This window comes from Spirillospora sp. NPDC048824 (assembly GCF_043198455.1).
GTDB lineage: Bacteria > Actinomycetota > Actinomycetes > Streptosporangiales > Streptosporangiaceae > Spirillospora.
Genome location: NZ_JBICUS010000037.1, coordinates 1 through 23,232 on the forward strand (window position 1 = coordinate 1; position 23,232 = coordinate 23,232).

Here is a 23,232-nt window from a genome sequence, read left to right on the forward strand (position 1 = left end):
CCGCTTAGTGCGTGAAACCACACTCACCCGAACACGTATCCACAGGTCAACAGGCTCAAGGTCTGACGACATCCAAGCGAGTGAGCCAAGTCAGGCTGGATGCCCGAATCCCGACGCGGTCCGCCTTGCGGCTCGAACGCGAGGCGGTTTCCCAGACGAGTGATGCTTTCCATATCAGCCGTGATTGTCGCGGGTCAGGAGCGGATGGAAAGAAGCACTATGGCGATGGTTGCGGCGCTTATGAGGGCGAACGTAGCGATGGCGATTCGGTAGGGGTGGCGCTCGGCCCTCGACACCAGGCCCGGATAAATGTGGTCGAGGTCTTTTGCTTTAATCGGGTCTTTGAGGTGATTGCACGGCACGCCGATTGCGTCCACCAGCCGGTCGAAATCCTCGCGTGTGTAGCTGTCGCCGGACACCCTGATGAGCAGGTCGCGATGTGGGCCGAGCACGAACAGACTGCCGGCGAGCACTCCCCTCGGCCCGAGGATGGACGCGCGCACCGCCGCCGTGAACTGGGAGCGTGGCCGGCGTTGCCGGCCGAACGGGCCCTGTACGACGAGCTCGTGCGGCGTGAGGATGATTCGGGCACGGAGGAGGGCAGCGATCGTCAGGCTGATCAGCATGGTGAACGGGACGCCCACAATCGGGGCGAACACCGTCGGAGCGTCGCCGATCAGGATCGCGGCGATGATGCTCGCCGTGGCCACCGCCAAGGTGGCCAGAACGGCCAGCCCTCGCCTGAGATCCGGCCGCAATACGAGCTCTCCTTGGACGTCGTGCATGCGAGCGTCGCCCCCTGTTCGTGTCCAACGAGTGTGGCGCATCGGTGGTGGCGCTTCATCCGCTCGGACCGGTCGTTCAAGGGCGGCACCCGTTGCCCGAGGGGCGGAATCTGGTCGCCCACGGGGGGCCGGGCATGGACGACGGCGGGTTTACGGTGGCTTCATGGCGTTGGTTGCAGGTGGGAATGTTGCCGGGCCGGGGGGTGCGGAATCCGCCCGGTGGTGGTTGCGGATGATGCGGGATCCGCTGGGAACGTACGGGGCGCTCGGGCGGCGGTATGGGGACGCGGTTCGGGTGCCGTTCGGGGTGGGGCGTGCGCTTTATGTGCTTTCGCGGCCCGAATATGCCGAGCATGTTCTCGTGGCCAACCAGGCCAACTACGTCAAGGCGTTCACGTACCGGCCACTGCGCGCGGTCCTCGGGGACGGGCTGCTGACCAGCGAGGGTGAGACGTGGCGGCGGCATCGGCGGGTGGTGCAGCCGGTGTTCGCGCAGCGGCACGTCGCCGGGTTCGCGCCGCAGATCGTCGAGACGGCCGTCGCGGCGGTCGGGCGGTGGCCCGACGGGGTGATGTTCGATGCGGCGGGTGAGTTGCGGCGGCTGACGCTGGACATCGTGGGGCGGGCGTTGTTCGGCAGCGAACTCGCGGGGGAGGCCGGGCGGACGGGGCGTTCCCTGGAGGCGCTGCAGCGTGGCGCGGTCGTCGGGACGTTTCTGCCGGGGGTGACCGCGAAACGTGGGGTGTATCGGCGTGTGCCGGGGCTGGGCGGAGCGATCGGCCAGTTGGACGGCCTGGTGCAGCGGGTCATCCGGGGGTCGTCCGGTGGGGAGCTCCTGAATCTGCTCAAGGAGGGCGGTGAGTTCTCCGAGGCCGAGTTGCGCGATGAGGTTCTGACTCTCCTGCTGGCCGGGCATGAGACGACGGCGGCTTCGCTGGCGTGGACGTTCGTGCTGCTTTCCCGGTATCCGGCGGCGCGTGAGCGGCTGGAGAGGGAGGTGGACGAGGTGCTCGGCGGGAGGGATCCGCAGGCCGGCGACGTGGACCGGCTGCCCTGGACGCGGGCCGTCCTTTCCGAGGCGATGCGGATCTACCCGCCGGCGTGGACCATCGAGCGCGATGCCGTTGACGGAGACGACATCGCGGGGGTGAGGGTCCCGGCGGGGTCGACGATCGCGGTCCCGCCGTATCTGCTGCATCGGAACACGGAGATCTGGCCCAACCCGGAGGGTTTTCAGCCGGAGCGGTTCATGGGGGAGCAGCAGCGTCCCCGCTACGCGTATCTGCCGTTCGGGGGTGGCAGGCGCATCTGTGTCGGGGCCGGATTCGCGATGCTGGAGGCGATTCTGGTGCTGGCGACCGTCAGCCGCACTCACCGGCTCGATCTCGCTCCGGGGGTGTCCGTGCGCGGGCGGGCTGAGATCACGTTGAGGCCCGCCGGGCCCGTTCCGATGCGGGTCTCACGCCGGTAGGGCCGCGGAATAGGCCCTGCAGGACGGGTGATGCGGTGGGTGGCCCGGATCTGGTTCAGGCGGGCTTGATGTTGTGGTTGCGGTGGAACACGTTCTGGGGGTCGTACGCCCGCTTGATCTCGCGGAGCCGGCGGTGGTTCCCGCGTGTCGCGTCGACGGGCGTTGAGTCGACGTTATAGTCACAGCTATTGATAGTCAAGATTCATGACTAAACTCGACCTGAGGAGATTCCGCGGCATGCGGTCCGTGGGAAGGGCGGGTACGACACCGCGGCCCCGTCCGACCTGCGTCGATGTGACTGTGTGTCCTTTCTGGGCACACGAAGGGCATGAACATCACAGGGATCATCACCGCGATCGTCATCGGAGCGATCATCGGGGCGCTGGGGCGGCTGCTGCTGCCGGGCCGGCAGCCGATCGGCATCATCCTGACCGTGCTCGTCGGCATCGCGGCGGCGCTCATCGGGACGGCGATCGCGCAGAGGGTCGGCGTCGACACCACCGGCGGGATCGACTGGATCGAGCTGGTGTTCCAGGTCGGCCTGGCGATGCTCGGTGTCGCGATCGTCGCCGCGCTCAGAGCGCGCCGCAAACACCGCAATGTCGAACGCTGACAGGTCCGCCGCAGGCGACGCGGCCGGTCAGGACGGAGGCTGTTCGGGGGTCCGGGGGCGCGGGCCGGGGAGGTGGAACAGGCCGCCGAGCCTGGACAGGACCTCCCGGTCGCCCGACACGGCGGCCCTCCCGCCGTCGATCAGGTCGCGGAGTGCCGAACGGCCGGCGGCCATGCCGAGGAGCGCGTCCTCGTCCATCTCGATGACGGCGTCCGGGCGCTGCGCCGGGCCGTGCGCCACCTCGACCGTGCCGTCGTCGACGCGGGCGTGGAGCACCTCGTCGTCGATGCGGAACTCGTAGACGGCGCGCAGCCCGGCGGCCGCCTCGGGATCGAAGCAGGACCTGAGCCCCAGGACGGCCCACCCCGGGTGGAAGGTCTCACCCTCGCGCCGTTCACCGAGCGCCCACTTCATCCCCCACCGGGCGATCTCCAGGACGGCCGGGCCCAGTTCCTCGCCCGCCTCCGTCAGCGCGTACGCGGGCGTCCGGGCGGGCGCCGGCAGCGTGACCTTGCGGGCGAGGCCCTCGCGCTCCAGATGCTTCAGCCGCGCCGACAGCAGGCCCGTGCCGAGGCCCCGCAGGCTGGCCTGCAGGTCGCCGAACCGTTTGGGGCCGGTGAGCAGCTCCCGGATCAGCAGCAGCGTCCAGCGTTCGCCGACGAGGTCGAGGGTGCGCGCGGTCGCGCAGTACTGGTTGTACGTCCGCTGGTCCACTGCATCACTCTATGGCGCGGGCTTCTTGTTCTCGAAGTCCCCGGCGGTGTCCAGGAGCAACTGGGCGAGAGGTTCCGGATGGGTGAGCATCACGTTGTGCGGACCGTCCAGCCCGAGCGTCCGGTATCCGAGCGCCTTGCCGAACCGGTCGAACGGAAACGACTGCGGACGGCAGTAGACGGCCGTTCCCGGGATCCGGTCAACGGCTCCGGCGAGGCGCGTGGTGTCGGTGAAGGTGCGCAGCGGCTGGGGGCGCAGGCGCGGGACGAGCCGTCCCGCCTCGCCGGGGTCGGTGATTCCGAACGCCGCCGGGGGAGGGGCGGGCACCTGCGCTCCGTCCGCCCAGGACCGGACCGTCTGGACGAAGGCGTCGGGGGCCAGGGTGAACATGCCGGAACCGTCCGGCCCGGCCCACCCGTCGACCAGCACGATGTGGGCCACCCGGTCGGGGCGCAGGTCGGCCGCTTCCCTCACGACCAGGCCCGCGTAGCTGTGCCCGACGAGCACGACGTCGTCTGGTGCGGTGCCGAGTGCGGTGACGACGTCCTCGACGTGCTCGCGCAGGCCGACATCACCGTCCCGCAGATTCGGGACGAGGGTGTGCGCACCGGCCCGGTGAAGGAACGGCGTCACCTTCTCCCAGGCCCAGGGGCCGTGCCATGCGCCGTGAACGAGGACGAACGTGGTCATGCGGGGCGCTCCCGTTGCAGAAGGGGCAGGACGAGGCCTGCGAAGGCCTCAAGGCCGGCGTCGTGGTCGTCGGTCGCCAGCCGGATCACCACATGCCGTGCGCCGGCCTCGGCGTAGGACGTCAACCACGTCGCGGCGTCGCCCGCCGTGCCGGCGAACGTGGCCTGGATCGACTGGATGAACTCCAGCGGGGCGTCGTAGTAGCGCTCGATGCTGGTCCGCAGACGCCGCTGTGCGCGCTCGGCGTCGTCGTCCAGGCAGACGGTCGCGTACAGGGCGGGGGTGACGGGCCGGCTCGAAGCCTTCTCGATGACGTCCCGTTCCTCCGCGTACGTCCGCACCTCGGGCGGGTAGGGCAGCCAGCCGTCGGCCAGGCGGGCCACCCTCCGCACCGCCGGCCCGCCGCCGCCCGCCAGCCAGATCGGCGGCCCACCGGGACGGGCGGGCGGCGGCGCGAGCTCGACGTCCTCGAACGCGAAGTGCTCGCCCCGGTACGAGACCGGGCCGGTGCCCGACCACAGTTTCCGCATGGCCGCGATCGACTCCTCCATGCGGCTCACGCGGCGCTTGAAGCCCACGCCGATCGCGTCGAACTGGGCCTCGGTCCGGGGGTTCGGGAATCCGGCGCCCATGCCGGCGATCAGCCGCCCGTCCGCGAGCCGGTCGAGGGTGGCGAGCTGGTGCGCCAGCAGGATCGGGTGCCGCAGCGCGGGCAGCAGCACCGCCGTGCCGAGCTGGACCCGTTCGGTGGCGTGCGCCGCGGCCGCCAGGAGGAGCAGCGGGTCGGCGCGCGGCCGGGTCACGGGGCTGTCGCCCGCCCACACCGAGTCGAACCCGAGCGCTTCGGCCCGCCGGGCCTGCTCGACCAGCCGTCCCGGATCGTGCTCGTCCAGGAGGCTCTGCTCCCGCGTCGGCAGCAGATAGCCGACCCGTGTCTCCGCCATGGCCCCTCCTCATCGGGTGGGACCGACTCTAGAGGGTTACTTCTTGTTTCTGAAGTGTTTTGTTCAGAATCAGGTAGGCAACTTGATCGGGTCAGTCGTTGGTGAGGACGACGGGGCCGTTCGAGGCGGTGGCGGCCAGCCAGAGGGCACCGGTTACGGGGACGGCGGTCAGCCCGTTGACGGTCATCTCGTCCGCGCCCCACGGCATGGACAGGGTGGTGCGCTGCCAGGTGCCGCCGGTGTACGACAGCAGCACCGGCCGCCACTTGCCGTAGCCGTCGACGTAGATCCTTTCCAGGCCGCCCGCCCAGACGGTTCCCGAGCCGTCCACGGCCAGGTCCACCCACTGGGTCCCGCTGGGCAGGTCGATCTGTGACCAGGTGGAACCGTTCCAGCGGACGACGTACTCGGCGGCGTACACGGCGGCCCAGACTTCGGTGGCGGAGACCGGCAGCACCTCGGTCAGCCGGCGGTCGTCGCCCGGGTAGTCGACCGGCGTCCAGGAGTCGCCGTCCCAGTGGGCCGCGGCGGCCCGGTTACCGGCTGCTTCGCCCACCGCCCATGCGTCGGTGGCCGTCCGTGCCCGCACGTCCTCCACGCGGGTGAGGCCGGTGCCCTGGGCGGGCTGCCATGCGCCGTCCGTCCAGCGATAGAGCGGCGCGTCGCCGCCCGTCGTCGACAGCCACGCGCCGGCGGCGCCCCCATGGACCTCGACCGGCACGTCGGACTCGGGCGGGTCGATCTTGGTGAACGCGGTCCCGTCGAAGTGCGCCAGGTACGCCGGCTGAACGTGCGGCGGCGTGGACACCCAGACGTCGTCGGACGCGACCGTGCCGATCGAGGTGATCGCACCGTGGCTGTTCCAGCCGGGCAGCGGGAACTCCTCCCAGGCGGAGCCGTTCCAATGGCGGACCACGGGGTTGCCGTCGCTCCGCACGTAGCAGCCCCACGAGGCGATCTGCGGGATGCAGAAGGCCCCTTGCGCGCCGGCCACCCACACGTCGGCGGGGCCGACCGCCGCGATGTCGGAAAGACCGGCGTTCGGCCAGAGGAACGGCAGCCCGATCCGGCGCCACTCCTCGGCCGCCGCCCGCACGGGTGCGGCCGGTGCCGCGGCCGCCGCGGTGGACGAGGGCGTGTTCGCCGCCGTGCCCACCGGCACCGTCACGACCGGTGCCGCCGCGATCGACACCGTGGAAAGGAGGAGGGTCGTACCGGCCATCAGACGTCTCATGGAGCAACCATGCCACTAACGGCTGGCATTTTCCTAGTGCCGGTTGTGGCCCCGCGCGGCCGCCGGGGGCGAGGCGTGTCGTTCTCCTTCTGGATCTCGCCAAACGAGGGTTGCGGACGTTGAAACTTTGATCTCATAGAGCGATCAGACAAATGCGGAGAGTCATGTCCGGTCCAGGGAGGCCAGATCCAGATGATGGGGGACTCGAAGGTCACGGGACGCCGGCGGAGCGAAACGGAACCTTCAGGGCTGTATGCGCCGATAGCGGGTTATGAGCGGTTCCGGCTGCTCAGACGGCGGTTCCGGCGAGCCGCGCTGGTCGTCGCCACGGTGTTTCTCGGGTGGTACTTCGTCTATATCGGGCTGTCCGCGTTCGCCCGGGACTTCATGTCGCGGACGGTCGCCGGACACGTCAACGTCGCGCTCCTGCTCGGCGTCCTGCAGTTCGTCTCGACGTTCGCGCTGGCCTGGGCGTACGTGGCGTACGCGCGGCGGCGCCTGGACCCGCTGGCCGGTGAGCTGCGGTGATCGAGCATCACGCGGTCACGTTCGCGCTCTTCGTCGCGTTCATCCTGATCACTCTCGGGATCACGGTCTGGGCGCGGATGAACACCCGCGGCGCCGACGACTTCTACGCGGGCGGGCGCACGTTCTCCGGCGCGCAGAACGGCGTGGCGCTCGCGGGCGACTACATGTCGGCGGCGTCCTTCCTCGGCATCGCGGGGATCATCGCGCTGTCCGGATACGACGGGTTCCTGTACTCCGTCGGCTTCCTGGTGGCGTGGCTGCTCGCACTGCTGCTGGTCGAGATGATGCGCAACGCGGGCCGGTTCACGATGGCGGACGTGCTGTCGCGGCGCGTCCGGCGGCAGGCCCCCGTGCGCCGGGCGGCGGTCGTCTCCACCGTCACCGTGTCGGTGTTCTACCTGCTGGCGCAGATGGTCGGGGCGGGGGCGCTGGTGTCGCTGCTGCTCGGCATCCACAGCGGGGAGCGGTTCCTCGGAATGTCCGCGGGCACCGCCCGGACGGTGACGATCGTCGCGGTGGGCGCGCTCATGATCTGCTATGTGGCGTTCGGCGGGATGAAGGCCACCACCTGGGTGCAGATCATCAAGTCGGGCCTGCTGATGGCGGGCTCCGCCGTGCTGGCGGTCATGGTGCTCGGCAGGTTCGGGTTCGACGTCGGCGCCATGCTCGGGTCCGCAGCCGACGCGAGCGGGAAGGGCGAGGCGTTCCTGCGGCCGGGACTGCGATACGGGCAGGACGTACCCGGCGACGCCTACCACACGATCGTCAACAAGCTGGACTTCATCAGCCTCGCCGTCGCCCTGGTGCTCGGCACGGCCGGCCTGCCGCACATCGTCAACCGCTTCTTCGCCGTCCCGGACGGGCGCGCCGCCCGCACGTCGGTGTCGTGGGCGATCGGGCTCGTCGGCGTCTTCTACCTGATGACGCTGGCGCTGGGCTTCGGCGCGGCGGCCCTGGTCGGACGCCGGGCGATCGTCGAGCAGGACCCGTCCGGCAACACCGCCGTACCGCTGCTCGCGCGGGCGGTCGGGGAGCACGCCGGCGGACACCTCGGCGGTGACGTCATGCTGGCGTTCATCGGCGCGGTGGCGTTCGCGACGATCCTCGCCGTCGTGTCCGGGGTCGTGCTGGCCTCGTCCACGTCGCTGGCGCACGACTACTTCGGCCAGGTGCTGATGCTCGGCCGTCCGCGCGAGTCGCAGGAGGTGGGGGTGGCCAGGTTCGCGGCGTTCCTCGTCGGCTCGCTGGCCATCGTCCTCGCGGTCGTCGCCCGCAACCTGAACGTGGCGTTCCTGGTGGCGCTGGCGTTCGCGATGGCGGCCGCGGCCAACCTCCCGGCGATCGTGCTGTCGCTGTTCTGGCGGCGGTTCACCTCCAGCGGTGTCGTCGCCGGCATCTACGGCGGGCTGATCAGCTCACTGGTGCTGGTGGTGTTCTCACCGGTCGTGTCGGGCAAGGTCGACCCGGTGACGGGCGAGAGCCGGTCGCTGTTCCCCGCGGGCGTCGACTTCCACCTGTTCCCTCTGGAGAACCCCGGCATCGTCTCGATCCCGATCGGGTTCGCCTGCGCCGTCGCCGGAACCCTCCTCGGACGGGAACAGCCGGACCCGGAGCGCTACGACGACCTGTCGGTCAGGGCGCTGACGGGGGCGGGCTCCCACTGACGTCCGGCTGCGGGACGGCGGCGTCCGGCCCGGCGTGGCGGTGACGTGCCGGTGTGGGACGGATAACATTTCGTGCGCACCCTGGTTACCAGTGGGTATTGAGGGACTGGCCAGGCAGGTCGCGGAAGGGAAGACCCTCGCTGTCCCGGACGTGCCCTAATGTTCCGAGTGCCCGGGCCGAGGCCGGTTCGCGTGGCAGAATGTCAACCCGTCGTGGAGCGCGGCGGTCTGCCGGGAGGGAGGTGCGGCGGCGTGTCCGAAGCCGGTCGACGCCGTCCAGCGCGTACCCGACCGGCGACCCGGCTCGGCGCCCGGACGACCGCGGCCCTCACGGTGCTCACCCTCGGCGCGGCCGTGGCCGTACCGGTGGCCGTCGCGACCGGAGACCGGCCGCAGCGGGAACGAACCGTGCGCGGCGCGGCGGCCGGGGCGCTCCTCAACGCCCCGACCGACCAGATCCGCGGCCGCGAATGGCACCTGAACGTGCTCCGCACCCAGAAGGCGTGGAAGTACTCCAAGGGACGCGGCGTCACGGTCGCGGTCCTCGACACCGGCGTCGACAAGAACCACCCCGACCTCACCGGACAGGTCATCACCGGGCCCGATCTCACCGGCGGAGTGCGCAGTCCCGGCACCCGCTTCTGGGGCCTGCACGGGACGTCGATGGCGAGCATCATCTCCGGCCACGGCCACGGGCCCCGGCTGTCGCAGGGAATGATGGGCGTCGCGCCGCAGAGCCACATCCTGTCCATCCGCGTCACGCTGGAGAACGACGACCCGCTGCGGCGCGACAACGGGCAGGAGAACGGGAGCGCCGACCGCGACGCCGTCGCCCAGGGCATCCGCTACGCCGTCGACCACGGCGCCGACATCATCAACATGTCCCTCGGCGGCGGACGCCAGTTCTACAACGGCACCAAGTCCCAGGAGAGCGCGATCAAGTACGCGCTCGGCAAGGGCGTCGTCCTGATCGCCTCCGCGGGCAACGACGGCTCGGGCGCCAACCGCAAGAACTTCCCCGCCGCCTACCCCGGAGTGATCGCCGTCGGCGCGCTCGACCGCAGGCTGCGCCTCTGGAAGGACAGCAACAGGCGCTCCCACGCCGCCGTCTGCGCACCCGGCGTGGACATCGTCAGCGCCGACGCCAGCAACGGCTACGTCGTCGGGACGGGCACCAGCGCCTCGTCGGCCATGGTCGCCGGGGTCGCCGCCCTCGTCCGGTCCCGCTACCCGAGGCTGACACCGGCCGAGGTCCGGCAGGCGCTGATCCAGGGGTCGCCCGCGCGGCGCGGGCATCCGACGGGCTCGTCCACCTGCCACGGGACGGTCGACGCGCTGAGGACGCTCTTCGCCGCACACAAGATCAACAAGACGTCCAGCGGCCCGGTGGAGACCCCGCCCCCGTCCCCGGCCCCGGAGCCGGTGGCGCAGGCCCCCGAGGAGGGCTCGGACCTGCTGCTCCCGGCGGTCCTCGCCGGCGGCGGAATGCTCGTCGTCTTCGGGCTCGTGCTCGGCTGGCGGCAGCGGCGCCGCCCGGATGACGACACCGGCGACACCGACGCCGTGCCCGACTACGGCCTGCCGTCCGCCCCCGTCGCGCAGCGCCAGCCCGCCGCCGCGGCGGCGGTGCCGCCGGGCTCCGCCGCCATGGCGCCCGTGGTCGCGCCGGTCAACGCGCCGCTCTGGCAGAGCACCGACGTGTACCAGGGGCCGCCCGCGCCGGCCGTCCCGCCGGGGAACGTTCCGCCTTTCGGCGTCCCGGGAGGGGAGCCCTCGCCGTGGGACGCAGCGCCCATGGACACGCCGCCCTTGGACACGCCGGCCATGGACACGCCGGCCATGGACACGCCGGCCATGGACACGCCGCCCCTGGACACCTCGACCTGGGGTGCCTCCTGGGACACGGAGGCATCGCCCGGCGTTGTCGAGCCCCCGCCGCCGCCGGCCCCGCACCAGCCGCCGATCATGTCGAGCGAACTTCGTCCGTTCGTCCCCGGCGAGTACTCGGCGGACGGACGGAACGGGGGCCACGCCAACAGGCAGGGCCACGCCAACGGAGAGGGCCACCTCAACGGGCAGGGCCATCTGAACGGCCAGGGCCTCACCAATGGGCACAAGCCGGCGAACGGGCACGACTTCGGCAACGGTCACGGTCATCACGCCGACGGGAACGGCGCCAACGGCACCGACGTCAACGGTTCCGGTTTCGGAGTCGGCGGCGCCGGAGGCGATGCGCCCGGCCTGGACGACGACGACTGGGACGCGTTCCGGCGCAACGCCCTCGGCGGGCACGAACGACCGGACATCGACCTGACCGCCCCGCTGCCCGCCGTGCCTCCGGAACCGCCGGCGCAGCCGCCGCTCCCTCCCGGACCGCCCGGCCCTCCCGGACCGCCCGTGGACGGGTGGCCGACCGGCGCGCTGCCCGCCGTCCCGCCCGATCCCGCCGACGGTGAGCCGCCGCGCGGGCCCGTCCCCCCGGTGAACCAGGCGGACGACGAGCCGCGCGGGCGGCGTCCGCGCCCCTCGGGGCCCTCCGACGACGAGGACTACCGGCCGCCCTGGTGGTGAACCCCGTGCCCGCGGTACTCCGCCGGGCGTAGCGCGAGAGTCTCCGGCCAGACGATGTGTGCCCCCGAACCTGTCGCCGAGCATCGACGTATCCGAACGACAGGAAGGGTCGATGGACCATGTTGATGACATTGGCGACGCAGATGAATCCGGGCAACTGGCACGACGGCGGGGACGCGCCGGCGTTCTGGCCGGTCTTCCCGATCACCTTCGGCCTGTTCTGGCTGGCCGTGCTGGCGACGGGGTTCTACCTGATCCGCCGCAAGATGAACGGCAACGCCGCGGCGGCCGCGGCGGCGGCCGACCCGATGGCCAAGGCGCAGTCGGTGCTCGCCGAGCGGTTCGCCCGCGGCGAGATCGACGAGGACGAGTACCTGATGCGCATCTCCACACTCCGCAACGGAAGTTGACCCGGGCCCGGCGCCGCCCGGAGCGAGCAGGTCCGCGCTAGTCGGCGCGGGCCTCCTCGAAGATCTTGTCGATGCCGTCCGCGTAGCGCGGGGCGCGGGCGGCGGCGTCGACGAAGCGGGTGAGGAGCCGGGCGAACTCCGTCCGCTCCGTCGCCGACCAGCCGGACATCAGCTCGTCGAAGTAGGCGCGGCGGAACCGGTCGGCGACCTGCTTGACACGCCGTCCCGCCTCGGTGAGTCCCAGGTTGGCGCGGCGCGCGTCGACGGGGGACGGGCGCCGCGACAGCAGCCCCGCGTCGATCGCGTGCCCGACGAGGCGGCTCGCGGTGGACGGGTCGATCTCCAGTCGTTCCGCGACGGCGCCGACGGTGACCTCGCAAGACGGCTCGTCCGTGTCATGTGGCGCCGTGTCATGGGGCGCCGTGTCATGGGGCGCCGCGTCACCGGGTTCCGCGGCCGTGAGGGCGGCGACGGCGTTCACCACCATCAGGTTCGAGATCTGCAGCGGGCGCCCGCCGGTTTCGGTCGGCGTCTGCGCGCGGATCCGCTTCATGAGGTCGGGTTTCGCCCAGGCCCGGCGAAGCTGGAGCAGCGCCACGCTGATGTCGGCCAGGACGGGGTCGGAGGCGGGCTCGTCATGACGTCCCGGGGTGGCCGGCTCCCGCACGGCGGTGCCGTGGTCGGAGGCCTCGTGGTCGGCGGGTTCGTGGTCGGCGGGTTCGTGGTCGGCCGCGTTACGTCCGGCGGGCCGTTTCGTGGCGGAGGTGTCCGTCGCCATGCAAAGGTCTCCGTTCCGTGCTGTCATCGCCGCCTGCTCGGACGCCGCGCCGGACACTGCGGATTACCGACCCTAACGAATGCGATCGCACGCGTCCGGGGCGGCTGGGACAGGTGGTCCCGGTGGGACACGCGGCGTTGAAGATCCCCAGGTGAACGGGGATGTGATGCACTGAATCGTCGGCCGCCGTTCCCCGCGAACCGCCGGAACTTGTCGGCGCGGACGCGTAACATGACTCCCGCCCGAACCCGGACGACCCGGGATCAGTGACCACAGAGGGGACCTGATGCGAGCGGCGAACCCCCCCGGTGATCCCCGCGGTGACGTCCCCCCACAGGACGGAAGCATGGACGATGGCCCGGTTCCGCAACCCGTGACCGAAGAAGGGGGGGCGGACGACGCCGCCTTCCCCGCCGACCAGCTCTCCGAGCGTGACCGCCGGATCCTCGCCTTCGAACGGCAGTGGTGGAAGTACGCCGGAGCGAAGGAGCAGGCCATCCGCGAGCTGTTCGACATGTCGGCGACGCGGTACTACCAGCTCCTCAACATTCTGATCGACCGACCCGAGGCGCTCGAGTGCGACCCGATGCTCGTCAAGCGCCTGCGCCGGATGCGGTCGCAGCGGCAACGCAGCCGCGCGGCCCGCCGCCTCGGCATCCGGCCCTGACCCGGCCGGCCGCACCCGCCTCCGTCCGAGGACTCGCGCCGGGCGGGTCCTGGCGACACCCCGGACGAAGAGGGTTGACTGGCCGGGTGAACTCTCCCCGCTCTGTGACGGCCGCCGGCGCCGACGGCCTCGACGCCATCCGTGAATCCCCGGCCGGGGCCGTGCTCGGCTTCGACTTCGACGGCACTCTCGCGCCGATCGTCGACGATCCGGCCGCGGCCCGGGCGCATCCGGATGCCGCCGCGGCGCTGGCCCGGCTGGCTCCGCTGGTGGGCGCGGTGGTGATCGTCACGGGACGTCCCGCGGCGGTGGCGGTCGAGTACGGCGGTTTCGAAGGCATCGACGGCCTGGTCGTGCTCGGGCAGTACGGGCTGGAACGCTGGGAGTCCGGCGTTCTGACCGTCCCCGAGCCGCCGCCGGGTGTCGCGGAGGCCCGAGCCAAGCTGCCGAGCGTCCTGGCGGCCGCGGGTGCGCCGCCGGAGACCTTCGTCGAGGACAAGGGGCAGGCGCTGGCGGTGCACACCCGCCGGTGCGCCGAGCCGGAGGTCGCGCTTGAGCGGCTGCGGAGCATTCTCGCCGCGCTCGCCGAACGTACCGGGCTGACGGTGGAGCCCGGCCGGCTCGTCCTGGAGCTGCGGCCGCACGGGATGGACAAGGGGATGGCGCTGCGGTCGTTCATCGACGACCGCGGGGCGCGCCCGTCGGCCGTGCTGTTCGCCGGAGACGACCTCGGTGACCTGGCGGCGTTCGACGCCGTGGAGTCGCTGCGCGCGGAAGGGGTGCCCGGGGTGCTGGTCTGCAGCGGGTCCAGCGAGGTGACGGCGCTCGCCGAGCGGGCGGACGTGGTCGTGGACGGCCCGGCCGGAGTCGTCGGTTTCCTCGGGACGCTGCTCGACTCGCCTCTCTGACCTGCACGACACGCCAACGTCTCGTCGTAAAGTGACAAGAATCGCGCCCGGGGTCATCGGATCTCGCCTGTTTCCGGAGCCGCGTGCGGGCCGCCGTCCACGTGAGGCAAGATGTGGCGAATTGCGGCAAGTGTGCGGTTCGCGGGTGGCCGCGCTACGAAAGGCGAACTAGACGGTGGACACGGAACCGGGACTCCCACGCCGTCCGGGCGATCCCCGGCACATTCCCCAGGGTGATCCGTCGCCCCGGGCGACACCGCTGGAAGGACTGCCGGTTCACCCCGCGGCGCCCGAGCCGCCGGGTGCCCGGACACCGCCGCCGGGTGCGCCGGTACCTCCGGGTGCCCCGACCCGCCCCATCGTCCAGGGACGCCCCGGCGCCCCGGAGACACCGGGGGCCTGGGGCCGCCCACCCGAACCCCCGGGCCGCCCACCCGAACGCCCATCACAGTCCGGGACACCGCTGCCCGGGACATCACAGCCGGGGGGTGTGTGGGCCGGCGTGCCCGAGACGCAGAACGCGTACCCCGAGCGGACCGGAGCGTCCGCGCCGAGTCAGACGGGCAGCTGGGAGACCGGCGGCGTGGAGGTGCGGCTCGGGTCGCGGACGCGCGAGCGGGAACGGCAACGCCGGGAGCGGCAAGGCCGGGAGCGGCGAGAGCGCCGGCCCGCGGGACGCCGCGGCATGATGGCCGGGGCGGGCGTGCTCGTGGTGGCCGGGCTCGTCGTGATCGGGCTCGTCCTGACGCCCGGCTCGGGGGACGAGGGCGAAGCGGACGCCGGCAAGGCGGGGCAGAGCGTCGAGAACGTCGAGCTCCCGCCGGCCGGGGCACCCGTCGAAATCGGTACGGCCGACGGGTTCAGGTACCGGATCGCCGCGGTGACCAGCGGGTTGAACGAGAAGACGAAGTCCGCGCCGCCCGCCGGCACGTCGTTCCCCTACATCGATTACCTCCTCACCAACCCGACGCAGCAAGAGGTGCTGCTCAACTTCCCGGGCGACGTGTTCCTCAAGCGCGAGTTCGTCACGTCGGCCGCGCAGGGCCGGTGCGAGCCGCAGACCGGCGTCCCCGATGACATGTGCACTCCGCCGACGACGAGCGAGGTCGTGCGGCGGCTCGCGGGCGGCGAGCTGGTCCCCGCGGCGGGCGGCGACAAGTACATGCCGCCGGGATCGACGTACCTGGTGCGCATCACCGTCCAGGCGCCCATCAAGCGCGGCCTCACCAGAGCGGACATGAGCCTGTACGTGTGGAGGCAGCTCTACATGGCCGACAAGCCCGCGAAGCAGGTCCCCTTTCCGAAGTGAGGCGCGAGGATCGCGGCTTGTCCGGCTTCCCCCGGACCGGACTCGCGCCGTCCTGACAGGTGCCACTGACGGGTGACCGGTGCCGTACTGGCCGGTTGTTGGCCCAGGTGACAAAGTGGCGTGTACGGATTTGTCGGATCTCGCGAGACTCTGGTGGCGCGCGTGGATCGGCTGTCTAATTGCGCCAAAATAGGATGGATCGCGGTAAGTGTGGTCACGGGGAACCGCACAGGTACATGGGGAGGCTTGACGGTGAACACTGAACCGGGAGTCCCACGCCGTCCGGGCGAGGTGCGAAGCGCTCCACCCCATGAGATTCCGGCGAAGGCCACGCCCGTGCAGGGGACGCCCGTCCACCCCGGACGGGCCGCGCGGCCGTTCCCGCGGGCGGACGTGCGGAGACCGCCGGGCACCCCGGTTCCGCCGGGCGCCCCGACGCGTCCCATCGTCCACGCGGCTCCCGGTGCGCAGGAACCGCCGCGGGTCTGGGGCCGTCCCCCCGAATCGCCGCAGCCGCACGTTCAGCCGCACGTTCAGCCGCACGTCCGGTCGCAGGTCCGGTCCCCGGAGCAGCCGGGTGCGGAACAGGACATGCGCGGCGGCGCGGCATGGGCGGGTGTCTCCGAGGCGCAGGACGCGTACACCGAGCAGGACATGTACGTAGAGCACGGGGACGAGCCCGCGGCCGGGCAGATGGGCGTCCGGGAGACGAGCGGCGTGCAGGTGCGGCTCGGGTCACGTGAGCGCGAGCGGGAACGCACGGCGCGGCAGCGGGCGGGGCGCCGCAGCGGGCTCGTCGCCGCGGGCGTCCTCGTCCTGGCCGGCCTGGTCGTGGTCGGGCTCGTCCTGACGCGCGGCGGCGGTGGCGGCGGTGAAGGCGCCGCCGCCGGTGAGCGTCCTACGGGCGGCGCCGACGTCCGCCTGCCCTCCGCCGGGGCGCCCATCAAGGTCGGCACGGCCGACGGATCCAAGTACACCCTCGCCACGGTGACCAGCGGGGTGAGCGACGGCGCCGTGACGACGTTCCAGTCGTCGCCGCCGTCCGGGACGTCGTTCCCCTACATCGAGTACCTGCTCACCAACCCGACGGACGAGAAGGTGCTGCTCGACTTCCCCGGCGACGTCTTCGTCAAGCGCGAGCTCGTCACGCCCGAGGCCCGGGGACGGTGCATGCCGCAGGCCGGCGTCCCGGAGGAAATGTGCACGCCGCCGACGAAGAGCGAGGTCGTGCGGAGGCTCGCGGGCGGTGCGCTCATCCCCGGAGAGGGCGGCGACAAGTACATGGCGCCGGGCGCCACGTACCTGGTGCGCGCCACGGTCGACGTCCCCGTCCAGAACGACATCGCCCGCGGGGACATGAGCCTGTACGTGTGGAAGCAGCTGTACATGGCCGACCAGCGCGCCAAGCCGGTCCCCTTCCCGGGCTGACCGCGCCGGATGCCGCTTCAATCGGCTTCGGGGTCATCGGCGAGGATTCCGTAGAGGCGGCGGCGGGCGTCGTTGACGACGTCCAGCGCACGCGCCTTCTGCGTCTCGCTGCCGACCGCCATGACCTGGTGCAGGGCGCCCATCAGCTGGCCGACCGCCTCACGCCCGCGCAGGGCGTTCTCGCCGGCGGCCGCGGTGACCTCGTCCCAGGGGGTCGTGCTCTGCGCGGCCGCCGCCTCGCGGCCCGCGTCGGTGAGGGAGAACAGCCGCTTGCCGCCCTGCTCCTCGCTGGTGACCATGTCCTCGTCCTCCAGCATCTGGAGGGTCGGGTAGACCGAGCCGGGGCTCGGCCGCCAGACACCGCCGGTGCGGGCGTCCAGTTCCTGGATCATCTCGTAGCCGTGCATCGCCCGCTCGGCGAGCAGGGCGAGCAGGGCCGCCCGGACGTTGCCGCGCCGGGTCCGCCGCCCGCGTCCACCGCGTCCGCGATGGCCGGGCCCGGGACCGAACCCCGGGCCGCCGGACCCCCACGGGCCGAACTGGTCTCCGCGGCGCCCGCGCTCCTGGAACCCCCGGGGGCCTCCGCGCCTTCTCGGTGTGTCGTCACGCATCTCAGTCTCCTTAGCTTATGATCGGTTGCGATGCATTAACGATATATCGGAATAGGTCGCGAAGCAACACCGCGTCCTGGATCTGCCCGCGCGCGCGGGGCGCGTCGGCGGACGCCAGGAGAGCACAGGGGTGGACGTATTACCGTGCAACGGCACGGCGCCGCCAGTCAGGGGACGGCCAGGCCGGGGCGTGTGATGGTCAGGGGCCGGTGACCTTGAGGCTGTCCAAGATGTCCTTGGTGGCGTTGCGGTCGTCGGTCTCCTTGACCCGGATCCACAGGCCGAACTTGCCGGACTTGTCCCGGAGGCCGACCTCGGTGACGGACGGCGTACCGGTCTTGCAGTTGGTGAAGCGCGTGATCGTCCCGCTGAGGGCCTTGTCCGGAGTGGTGTAGTTCTCCGGCTCGGCCTTCGTGCACTGGGAGTGGACGGCCGCGCTCGGCGGAGGAAGCTGCCCGTCACGCGCGTCCGCGGTCACGCCGATGAAGACCCCGGGGCCCTTGCCGTTGCCGAGGTAAGCGGCCTTGTCCGGCGTCGCCCGCAGCACCGGGCGCGGCTGGGCGTCGTTGAGCCGGACGGTGGACGGCGTCCACGTCTGCTCGCTCTGGTCCTTGGGCCACGCCTTCGGCACAGCGGCCTTGATCTTGCCCGAGTTGTCGGCTATCGCGACGAAGTCCTTCGGAATCTTGGGCTTGTCTTCCTTGTCCTTGCCGTCGTCGCCGCCGGAGAACAGCAGGCCGAGGGTCAGGCCGCCGACCAGTGCCACCGCCAGAACGACCACCGTGATGATCAGCGGCGTGACGAACTTCTTCCCGGTGCCGCCACCGCCGCCCGGCCGCCCTGGAGCACCGCCGCCCCGGAGTTTGCCCAGCAGCCCGCCCTTGCCGCCGCCAGGCCCCTGGCCCTGACCCTGGACCGGTCCGGGTGGCGGCGGCTGAAATCCGGTGGGAGGCGGCTGCCCCGGTTGCCCAGGCTGGCCGGGCTGGCCGGGCTGACCGGGTTGGCCGGGCTGACCGGGTTGGCCGGGCTGACCGTAAGGCTGCGGGCCGCCCGGCCCCGGGCCCATCGGCTGCATGGGGCCGCCCTGCTGCGGGGCGCCGTTCTGCGGAGGCTGCGTCGGGAAGACGGCGGTCTTGTTGTCGCCGCCGGGGCCGCCCTGCTGCTGCGGAGGCGGCGGAGACTGCATCGCCACCGTGCGGTCGTTGTCATTGTCGGGGGCGGTCGCCGGCTCGGCCTGCCCGAACGGCGTGCCGCGTCCGCTCGGGTCGTCCACGATCGTCTGCTCACCGCCCTGCGGCCCCGGCGGGACGCGCATCTCGGACGTGTGGACGTCGTCCTCGGCCGGCTGGTCGAGCCGTGTCCGCATCTCCCGCGGGCCACCGCCCTGCGGGCCGGGCGCCGGCCCCGGCGCGGGAGGCTGACCCTGGACGGGCGCCTGCCTTTGAACCGGTCCCTGTCCTTGGGCGGGGCCCTGCGCCTGGCCCTGAACGGGAGTCATGGCCGGAGCCGGGCCGGGGCCGGGCGGCCGGGCCTGGCTGCCGTCCCGGTAGAAGTCCTGGACGGTCGCGTCCGCGTTGATCTGCGGGGCCGGCGGCGCGTACGAGGGCGCGGGCACGCCCGGCGCCGACGTCGGCCGCAGCGTGGACAGCGCCTCGGCGAACGCCTCGGCGGTCGGCCACCGCTTCTCCCGCTCGACCTCCAGGGCGCGCAGGATCACCTGGTCGAACGCCGGAGTGATCCCCTCGCGCAGCTCGCTGGGCGGCGACTTGACCGGTGCCGGGCCGGGGGCCCGTCCGGTGATCATGTGGTAGGTGAGCGCGCCGAGCCCGTACACGTCGGCGCGCACGTCCAGGCCGCCGCCGAACCTCGCCTGCTCCGGCGACATGTACCCGGGCGTGCCGACCGGCAGGGTGAAGGCGCCGGAGGCGTGCGCGAGAGCCTTGGCCAGCCCGAGGTCGGCGATCAGCAGCTTCTCGCCGCCGTCCGGCGTCGACTGGAACAGCACGTTGGACGGCTTGAGGTCGCGGTGGATCACGCCCAGCGTGTTGATCACCTCGACCCCGTACGCGATCTCCTCGGCGAGGGCGATCGCGTCGCTGACCGGAAGTGGCCGCTCGCGCATGCGGTCGCCGAGTGTTCCGCGGTCCGCGTACGACATCACGAAGTAGGGACGCCCGTCCGGAAGTTCGCCGATGTCGTGGACGCGGACGAGGCGCTCGGAGTCGGCGCGGCGAAGTATCCGAGCCTCCTCCAGGAAACGGTTGCGCACGTCCAGATCGTCGATCAGGCTGCCAGACAGGACTTTTATCGCTACCTGGGACTCCAGGGCGTCGTCTTGCCCCAGCCACACAGAGGCGAACGCCCCCGAACCCAGGACGCGGTCGATCCGGTAACGGCCTACTGATGGTGGGAAAGACACACCCGTATCATCCCAACAACGGGGTGAGTGCGCGAACGAGCAATGAGGCGGCATGGCATTCGACGAGAGGACCGAGGAGCTGGCGGTCAAGGCCGCGCAGGGTGACCAGAGCGCCCTCAACGAGCTCCTCCGCAAGATCGAGCCGGACGTCCTGCGGCACAGTTCCCGATTCCTGCCCTGCCGGCAGGACGCCGAGGAGGCATGCCAGGACGCACTGCTGCAGGTGGCGCGGAACATCCACCGCTTCGAGGGGCGGTCGAGGTTCAGCACCTGGCTGCACGTCGTCGTCTCCAACTCCGCCCGTTCCACCTACCGGTCGCTGAAGCGGCGCTCGGTGGAGCAGGCGGGGGAGCTTCCGCAGCAGCGCCCCGACCCGCGCCGTACCAGCGTCATCGCGGGCTCCCGGGTCGACATCCTGGACGCCATGGAGGACCTGGAGGCTCGCAAGCCCGACCTCATCCAGGCCCTCGTCCTGCGGGACGTCTCCCAGCTGGAGTACGCGGAGATCGCCGAGCAGCTGGGCCTTCCGCTCGGCACCGTCAAGTCCCGCATCCACGAGGCGCGCAAGCAGGTCAGGCAGACACTGGGCGAGTCCTACACCTGACCGCCGCCGGCCGGGCCCGTGACGCGCGGCCGTGACGTGCGGCCCTTGACGCGCAGCGGGGCGGCAAGGGTGCGGGCGCGTGGAGACGGCACCGTCAAACGTCGGTAATCGGCGGGCAACGGTGCCCTCATGACCAGGGCCGCCGCCCCGGTGCGTGGGACACCATGCCGTGCATGTCATCAGGCCCGGACCCCCGTCACGACCGCCCGATCTTCGTTCTCGGGTGTCCCCGCTCGGGGACGACGCTGCTGCAGCTGATGCTGCACTCGCACGCCCGCATCGCGATCCCGGCGGAGACGAAGTTCCTCATCCCCGCCTATACGGAGCGGTGCGAGTTCGGTGACCTCAGGGAAAGGGCGAACAGACGGGCGCTGGCGGAGTGGATCACGGCCGGGAAGGCCACCAAGTTCCACGCGCTCGGCCTCGACGCCGGTGACGTCGTCGACGAGATCGTCGCCGGGCCGCCGACGCTGGGCTCGGCGATCGGCATCGTGTTCCGCGCGTACGCCCGCCGGCACGGCAAGCCGCGCTGGGGCGACAAGCGCCCGAGCTACTTCCGGCACGCCGGCACGCTGCTGCGGATGTTCCCGGACGCGCAGTTCGTCCACCTCGTCCGGGACGGCCGCGACTGTGTCGCCTCGCTGATGGAGATGCCCTGGTACGACAGGGACGTCCACCACGCCGTGTCCGTGTGGCGGGAGGCGATCGACCGGGGACGCCGGCTGGCCGAGCGCCTCGGCCCGGACGCCTACTACGAGATGCAGTACGAGCGGCTCGTCACCGACCCCGCCGACGAGCTGACCCGGCTCTGCGGGTTCCTCGGCGAGGACTTCGACCCGGCGATGACGCGCCCCGAGGGCCTGGCCCAGCGGACCGTCTCACCCCGCAAGAAGTGGCATGGACGGACGCACGACTCCGTCACGACCAGCCGCATCGGCTCGTGGGCGGAACGCCTCGACCCCTGGGAGATCAGCCTGGCGGAGGCCGCGTTCGGCGAACGGCTCGCCGAGTACGGCTACGAGCCCAGCGGACTGCCGAAACCGCCCGCGTCCCAGCTCGCCCGCTTCACCAGGACCAGTGCCCACCGCCGCATCGCGCAGCGCAAGGCCGCCCTGCGCGAACGCTGGAAGCAGCACCACGAACCGAACCCGGTCGAATGCCTCCTCGCGGCGGAAAGCACCGTCACCTCCACCATGTGACCTGCGCCGCCACCCCGGCCGTCACGACCGGCCGGCCGTCACGACCGGCCGGCCGTGGCGGCCGGGAACGTGCGGCGTCAGTCGAGGGCGGCGAGCTGGTCGGCGAACCAGCGTTGCGGAGTGAGGGCCGTCGCGGCGGCGGTGAGGCGGGCGCAGCGTTCGGCGCGCTCGGCCCGCGGCATCAGCAGGGCCTTGTGGAGCGTCTCGGCGGTCTGCGACACGTCGTACGGGTTGACCATCAGCGCGTCCTCGGAGAGCTCGGCCGCCGCGCCCGCCTCCCTGGACAGCACTAGCGCGCAGCCGCGCTCCGACAGGACGGGCCCCTCCTTCGCGACGAGGTTCATCCCGTCCCTGATCGGGTTGACGAGGAGGACGTCGGCCAGGCCGTAGGCGGCGAGGGAACGGGGATAGTCGTCGTTCACCTGCAGGATCAGCGGATCCCAGTCCGCCGTGCCGAACTCGTCGGTGATCTGCTTCGCCGTCCGCTCGACGGCCGCGGTGTACTCCCGGTACTCGGGCAGGTCATAGCGGGACGGATACGCGAACGCGAGGTGCACCACACGTCCGCGCCACTCGGGATGGTTGACGAGCAGCTCGCGGTAGGCGGCGAGACCACGCACGATGTTCTTGGACAACTCCGTCCGGTCGATCCGCACGATGAGCTGGCGGTCGCCCACCTGTTCACGCAGCGCGCGCGCCCGTTCCACGACATCCTGTTCGGCGGCGCGTTGGCGCAACGCCGTCCCGTCGACGCCGAGACCATGGACGCCTACATGCGTGACGTGTCCTGAACAGGTGACGGTACGGGCGGCACGGTCGACACGGGCCCCCGGCAGCAGTTCGCAGCAGTCGAGGAAGGCGGAGGCCCACCGCTCGGTGAGGAACCCGGCGTGGTCCGCTCCGAGGATGCCCAGAAGGATCTGCGAGCCGATGTCGTCCGGAAGCAGGCTGTAGTACTCCGGCGGCGCCCAAGGCGTGTGCGAGAAGTGGACGATTCTCAGGTCGGGACGCCGGTCGCGGAGCATCCGGGGAGCCAGCGACAGGTGGTAGTCCTGGATCGCAGCCTTCGCGCCCTGCGCGGCGTCCCGTGCGAGGGCGTCGGCGAACGCCGCGTTGTACGCCTCATAGGACTGCCAGTCGCGGCGGGCACGGGCATCGAAATGCGGGCTGCGCGGTGTGTCGTACAGAAGGTGGTGGACGAACCACAGCGTCGAGTTGGCCACGGCGTTGTACGCGCGGTGGAACGTGGCCTCGGGGATGTCGAGCATCCGTACGGCGGCGCCCCCGGTCTCGTACCCGGCCAGGTCGATGCGGCCGTCCGGGGAGCGGCGGGCGGCCGTCCGGTCGGCCTCGCCCAGGCTCGCGCACACCCACAGCACGTCCGCCGCCTCGGACGCCGCCTCGGACGCCGCCTCGGACGCCGTCTCGGTGGCGGACGGGCTGAGCGGTCCGGGGTCGCGCGGGGCTCCCGTGACGGCGGCGAGGCCCGACACCAGCCCGCCACCCCCGCGCCGCATGGTGAGCGCGCCGTCCTCGGACGACGAGAACGACACCGGGCCCCGGTTCGATGCCACCAGCACTTGGCTCATACCGGCAGGGTCTCAGTTGGGACCGAGGCGCTTCAAAGTGACCCACGTGGTTCACGCCACTGCCGAATCCGCCTGGATTAGGGCAAAGTGCGACGG

22 protein-coding genes are annotated in these 23,232 nt (G+C 71.7%); 12 read left to right on the plus strand and 10 right to left on the minus strand.

The annotated features are described in order from the left end of the window. Positions 1-194: 194 nt before the first annotated feature. Positions 195-785, minus strand: a complete 591-nt coding sequence (locus ACGFIS_RS36465; protein ID WP_392912061.1) for a hypothetical protein — start codon at positions 783-785, stop codon at positions 195-197. Between the two features lie 235 nt (positions 786-1,020). On the opposite strand from ACGFIS_RS36465, the gene ACGFIS_RS36470 reads away from it, so the two are divergent. After that, the gene (locus ACGFIS_RS36470) at positions 1,021-2,256 is read left to right on the plus strand and encodes a cytochrome P450 (RefSeq protein ID WP_392912148.1); all 1,236 of its coding nucleotides are present in this window, start codon (positions 1,021-1,023) and stop codon (positions 2,254-2,256) included. 55 nt (positions 2,257-2,311) lie between these two features. Here the strand turns inward: ACGFIS_RS36470 and ACGFIS_RS36475 are convergent, their stop codons facing one another. Beyond that, complete coding sequence (locus ACGFIS_RS36475; protein ID WP_392912063.1) at positions 2,312-2,455, minus strand: BBE domain-containing protein; 144 nt, start codon at positions 2,453-2,455, stop codon at positions 2,312-2,314. A 129-nt stretch (positions 2,456-2,584) separates the two neighbouring features. On the opposite strand from ACGFIS_RS36475, the gene ACGFIS_RS36480 reads away from it, so the two are divergent. Further along, positions 2,585-2,869 carry a GlsB/YeaQ/YmgE family stress response membrane protein gene (locus ACGFIS_RS36480; RefSeq protein WP_392912065.1) on the plus strand — a complete coding sequence of 95 codons (285 nt, stop codon included), beginning with the start codon at positions 2,585-2,587 and terminating at the stop codon, positions 2,867-2,869. Between the two features lie 27 nt (positions 2,870-2,896). Here ACGFIS_RS36480 and ACGFIS_RS36485 read toward each other — a convergent pair whose 3' ends face one another. From ACGFIS_RS36485 to ACGFIS_RS36500, 4 genes are all read right to left on the minus strand, one after another. Then, positions 2,897-3,583: a winged helix-turn-helix transcriptional regulator gene (locus ACGFIS_RS36485; RefSeq protein ID WP_392912067.1), complete on the minus strand. Its 687-nt coding sequence runs from the start codon at positions 3,581-3,583 to the stop codon at positions 2,897-2,899. Between the two features lie 9 nt (positions 3,584-3,592). Continuing rightward, on the minus strand, positions 3,593-4,273 hold the full coding sequence (locus ACGFIS_RS36490; RefSeq protein WP_392912069.1) for an alpha/beta fold hydrolase: 681 nt from the start codon (positions 4,271-4,273) through the stop codon (positions 3,593-3,595). After that, entirely contained in the window at positions 4,270-5,217 is a 948-nt protein-coding gene (locus ACGFIS_RS36495) for an LLM class flavin-dependent oxidoreductase (protein ID WP_392912072.1), read from the minus strand. Before ACGFIS_RS36495 ends, ACGFIS_RS36490 begins: the two co-directional genes overlap by 4 nt. A gap of 91 nt (positions 5,218-5,308) precedes the next feature. After that, entirely contained in the window at positions 5,309-6,451 is a 1,143-nt protein-coding gene (locus tag ACGFIS_RS36500) for a hypothetical protein (protein WP_392912074.1), read from the minus strand. A 330-nt stretch (positions 6,452-6,781) separates the two neighbouring features. Here ACGFIS_RS36500 and ACGFIS_RS36505 point away from each other — a divergent pair, with 330 nt between their 5' ends. The 4 genes from ACGFIS_RS36505 (at position 6,782) to ACGFIS_RS36520 (ending at position 11,624) form a co-directional block, all read left to right on the plus strand. After that, a complete protein-coding gene (locus ACGFIS_RS36505) occupies positions 6,782-6,979 on the plus strand; it encodes a DUF485 domain-containing protein (RefSeq protein ID WP_392973901.1) in 198 nt (65 codons plus the stop codon). Further along, on the plus strand, positions 6,976-8,643 hold the full coding sequence (locus tag ACGFIS_RS36510) for a cation acetate symporter (protein WP_392912080.1): 1,668 nt from the start codon (positions 6,976-6,978) through the stop codon (positions 8,641-8,643). The genes ACGFIS_RS36505 and ACGFIS_RS36510 overlap by 4 nt, the downstream gene beginning before the upstream one ends. A gap of 252 nt (positions 8,644-8,895) precedes the next feature. Next, positions 8,896-11,214: a S8 family serine peptidase gene (locus ACGFIS_RS36515; RefSeq protein ID WP_392973902.1), complete on the plus strand. Its 2,319-nt coding sequence runs from the start codon at positions 8,896-8,898 to the stop codon at positions 11,212-11,214. A gap of 125 nt (positions 11,215-11,339) precedes the next feature. Continuing rightward, positions 11,340-11,624 (plus strand): SHOCT domain-containing protein, encoded by a 285-nt coding sequence (locus ACGFIS_RS36520; protein WP_392973903.1) that lies wholly within the window; start codon positions 11,340-11,342, stop codon positions 11,622-11,624. A gap of 37 nt (positions 11,625-11,661) precedes the next feature. Here the strand turns inward: ACGFIS_RS36520 and ACGFIS_RS36525 are convergent, their stop codons facing one another. Next, positions 11,662-12,402, minus strand: coding sequence for a MarR family winged helix-turn-helix transcriptional regulator (locus tag ACGFIS_RS36525; protein WP_392912087.1), 741 nt, complete (start codon positions 12,400-12,402; stop codon positions 11,662-11,664). 346 nt (positions 12,403-12,748) lie between these two features. Between ACGFIS_RS36525 and ACGFIS_RS36530 the strand changes: the two genes are divergently transcribed. The 4 genes from ACGFIS_RS36530 (at position 12,749) to ACGFIS_RS36545 (ending at position 16,714) form a co-directional block, all read left to right on the plus strand. Next, complete coding sequence (locus ACGFIS_RS36530) at positions 12,749-13,069, plus strand: DUF3263 domain-containing protein (protein ID WP_358469225.1); 321 nt, start codon at positions 12,749-12,751, stop codon at positions 13,067-13,069. An 86-nt stretch (positions 13,070-13,155) separates the two neighbouring features. Then, positions 13,156-13,977, plus strand: coding sequence for a trehalose-phosphatase (gene otsB / locus ACGFIS_RS36535; RefSeq protein ID WP_392912090.1), 822 nt, complete (start codon positions 13,156-13,158; stop codon positions 13,975-13,977). A gap of 502 nt (positions 13,978-14,479) precedes the next feature. Further along, on the plus strand, positions 14,480-15,286 hold the full coding sequence (locus tag ACGFIS_RS36540) for a hypothetical protein (RefSeq protein ID WP_392912093.1): 807 nt from the start codon (positions 14,480-14,482) through the stop codon (positions 15,284-15,286). 252 nt (positions 15,287-15,538) lie between these two features. Further along, on the plus strand, positions 15,539-16,714 hold the full coding sequence (locus ACGFIS_RS36545) for a hypothetical protein (protein ID WP_392912095.1): 1,176 nt from the start codon (positions 15,539-15,541) through the stop codon (positions 16,712-16,714). 17 nt (positions 16,715-16,731) lie between these two features. On the opposite strand, the gene ACGFIS_RS36550 is transcribed toward ACGFIS_RS36545, so the two are convergent. After that, positions 16,732-17,325, minus strand: a complete 594-nt coding sequence (locus ACGFIS_RS36550; protein ID WP_392912097.1) for a PadR family transcriptional regulator — start codon at positions 17,323-17,325, stop codon at positions 16,732-16,734. 199 nt (positions 17,326-17,524) lie between these two features. Then, positions 17,525-19,798 (minus strand): serine/threonine-protein kinase, encoded by a 2,274-nt coding sequence (locus tag ACGFIS_RS36555; RefSeq protein WP_392973904.1) that lies wholly within the window; start codon positions 19,796-19,798, stop codon positions 17,525-17,527. On the opposite strand from ACGFIS_RS36555, the gene ACGFIS_RS36560 reads away from it, so the two are divergent. Together ACGFIS_RS36560 and ACGFIS_RS36565 are read left to right on the plus strand one after the other, a co-directional pair. Next, on the plus strand, positions 19,797-20,348 hold the full coding sequence (locus tag ACGFIS_RS36560; RefSeq protein ID WP_358469208.1) for an RNA polymerase sigma factor: 552 nt from the start codon (positions 19,797-19,799) through the stop codon (positions 20,346-20,348). The genes ACGFIS_RS36555 and ACGFIS_RS36560 overlap by 2 nt on opposite strands. Before the next feature lie 173 nt (positions 20,349-20,521). Beyond that, positions 20,522-21,547: a sulfotransferase family protein gene (locus ACGFIS_RS36565; protein ID WP_392912101.1), complete on the plus strand. Its 1,026-nt coding sequence runs from the start codon at positions 20,522-20,524 to the stop codon at positions 21,545-21,547. 77 nt (positions 21,548-21,624) lie between these two features. Here ACGFIS_RS36565 and ACGFIS_RS36570 read toward each other — a convergent pair whose 3' ends face one another. Then, a complete protein-coding gene (locus tag ACGFIS_RS36570; RefSeq protein ID WP_392973905.1) occupies positions 21,625-23,136 on the minus strand; it encodes a trehalose-6-phosphate synthase in 1,512 nt (503 codons plus the stop codon). Positions 23,137-23,232 lie beyond the last annotated feature (96 nt).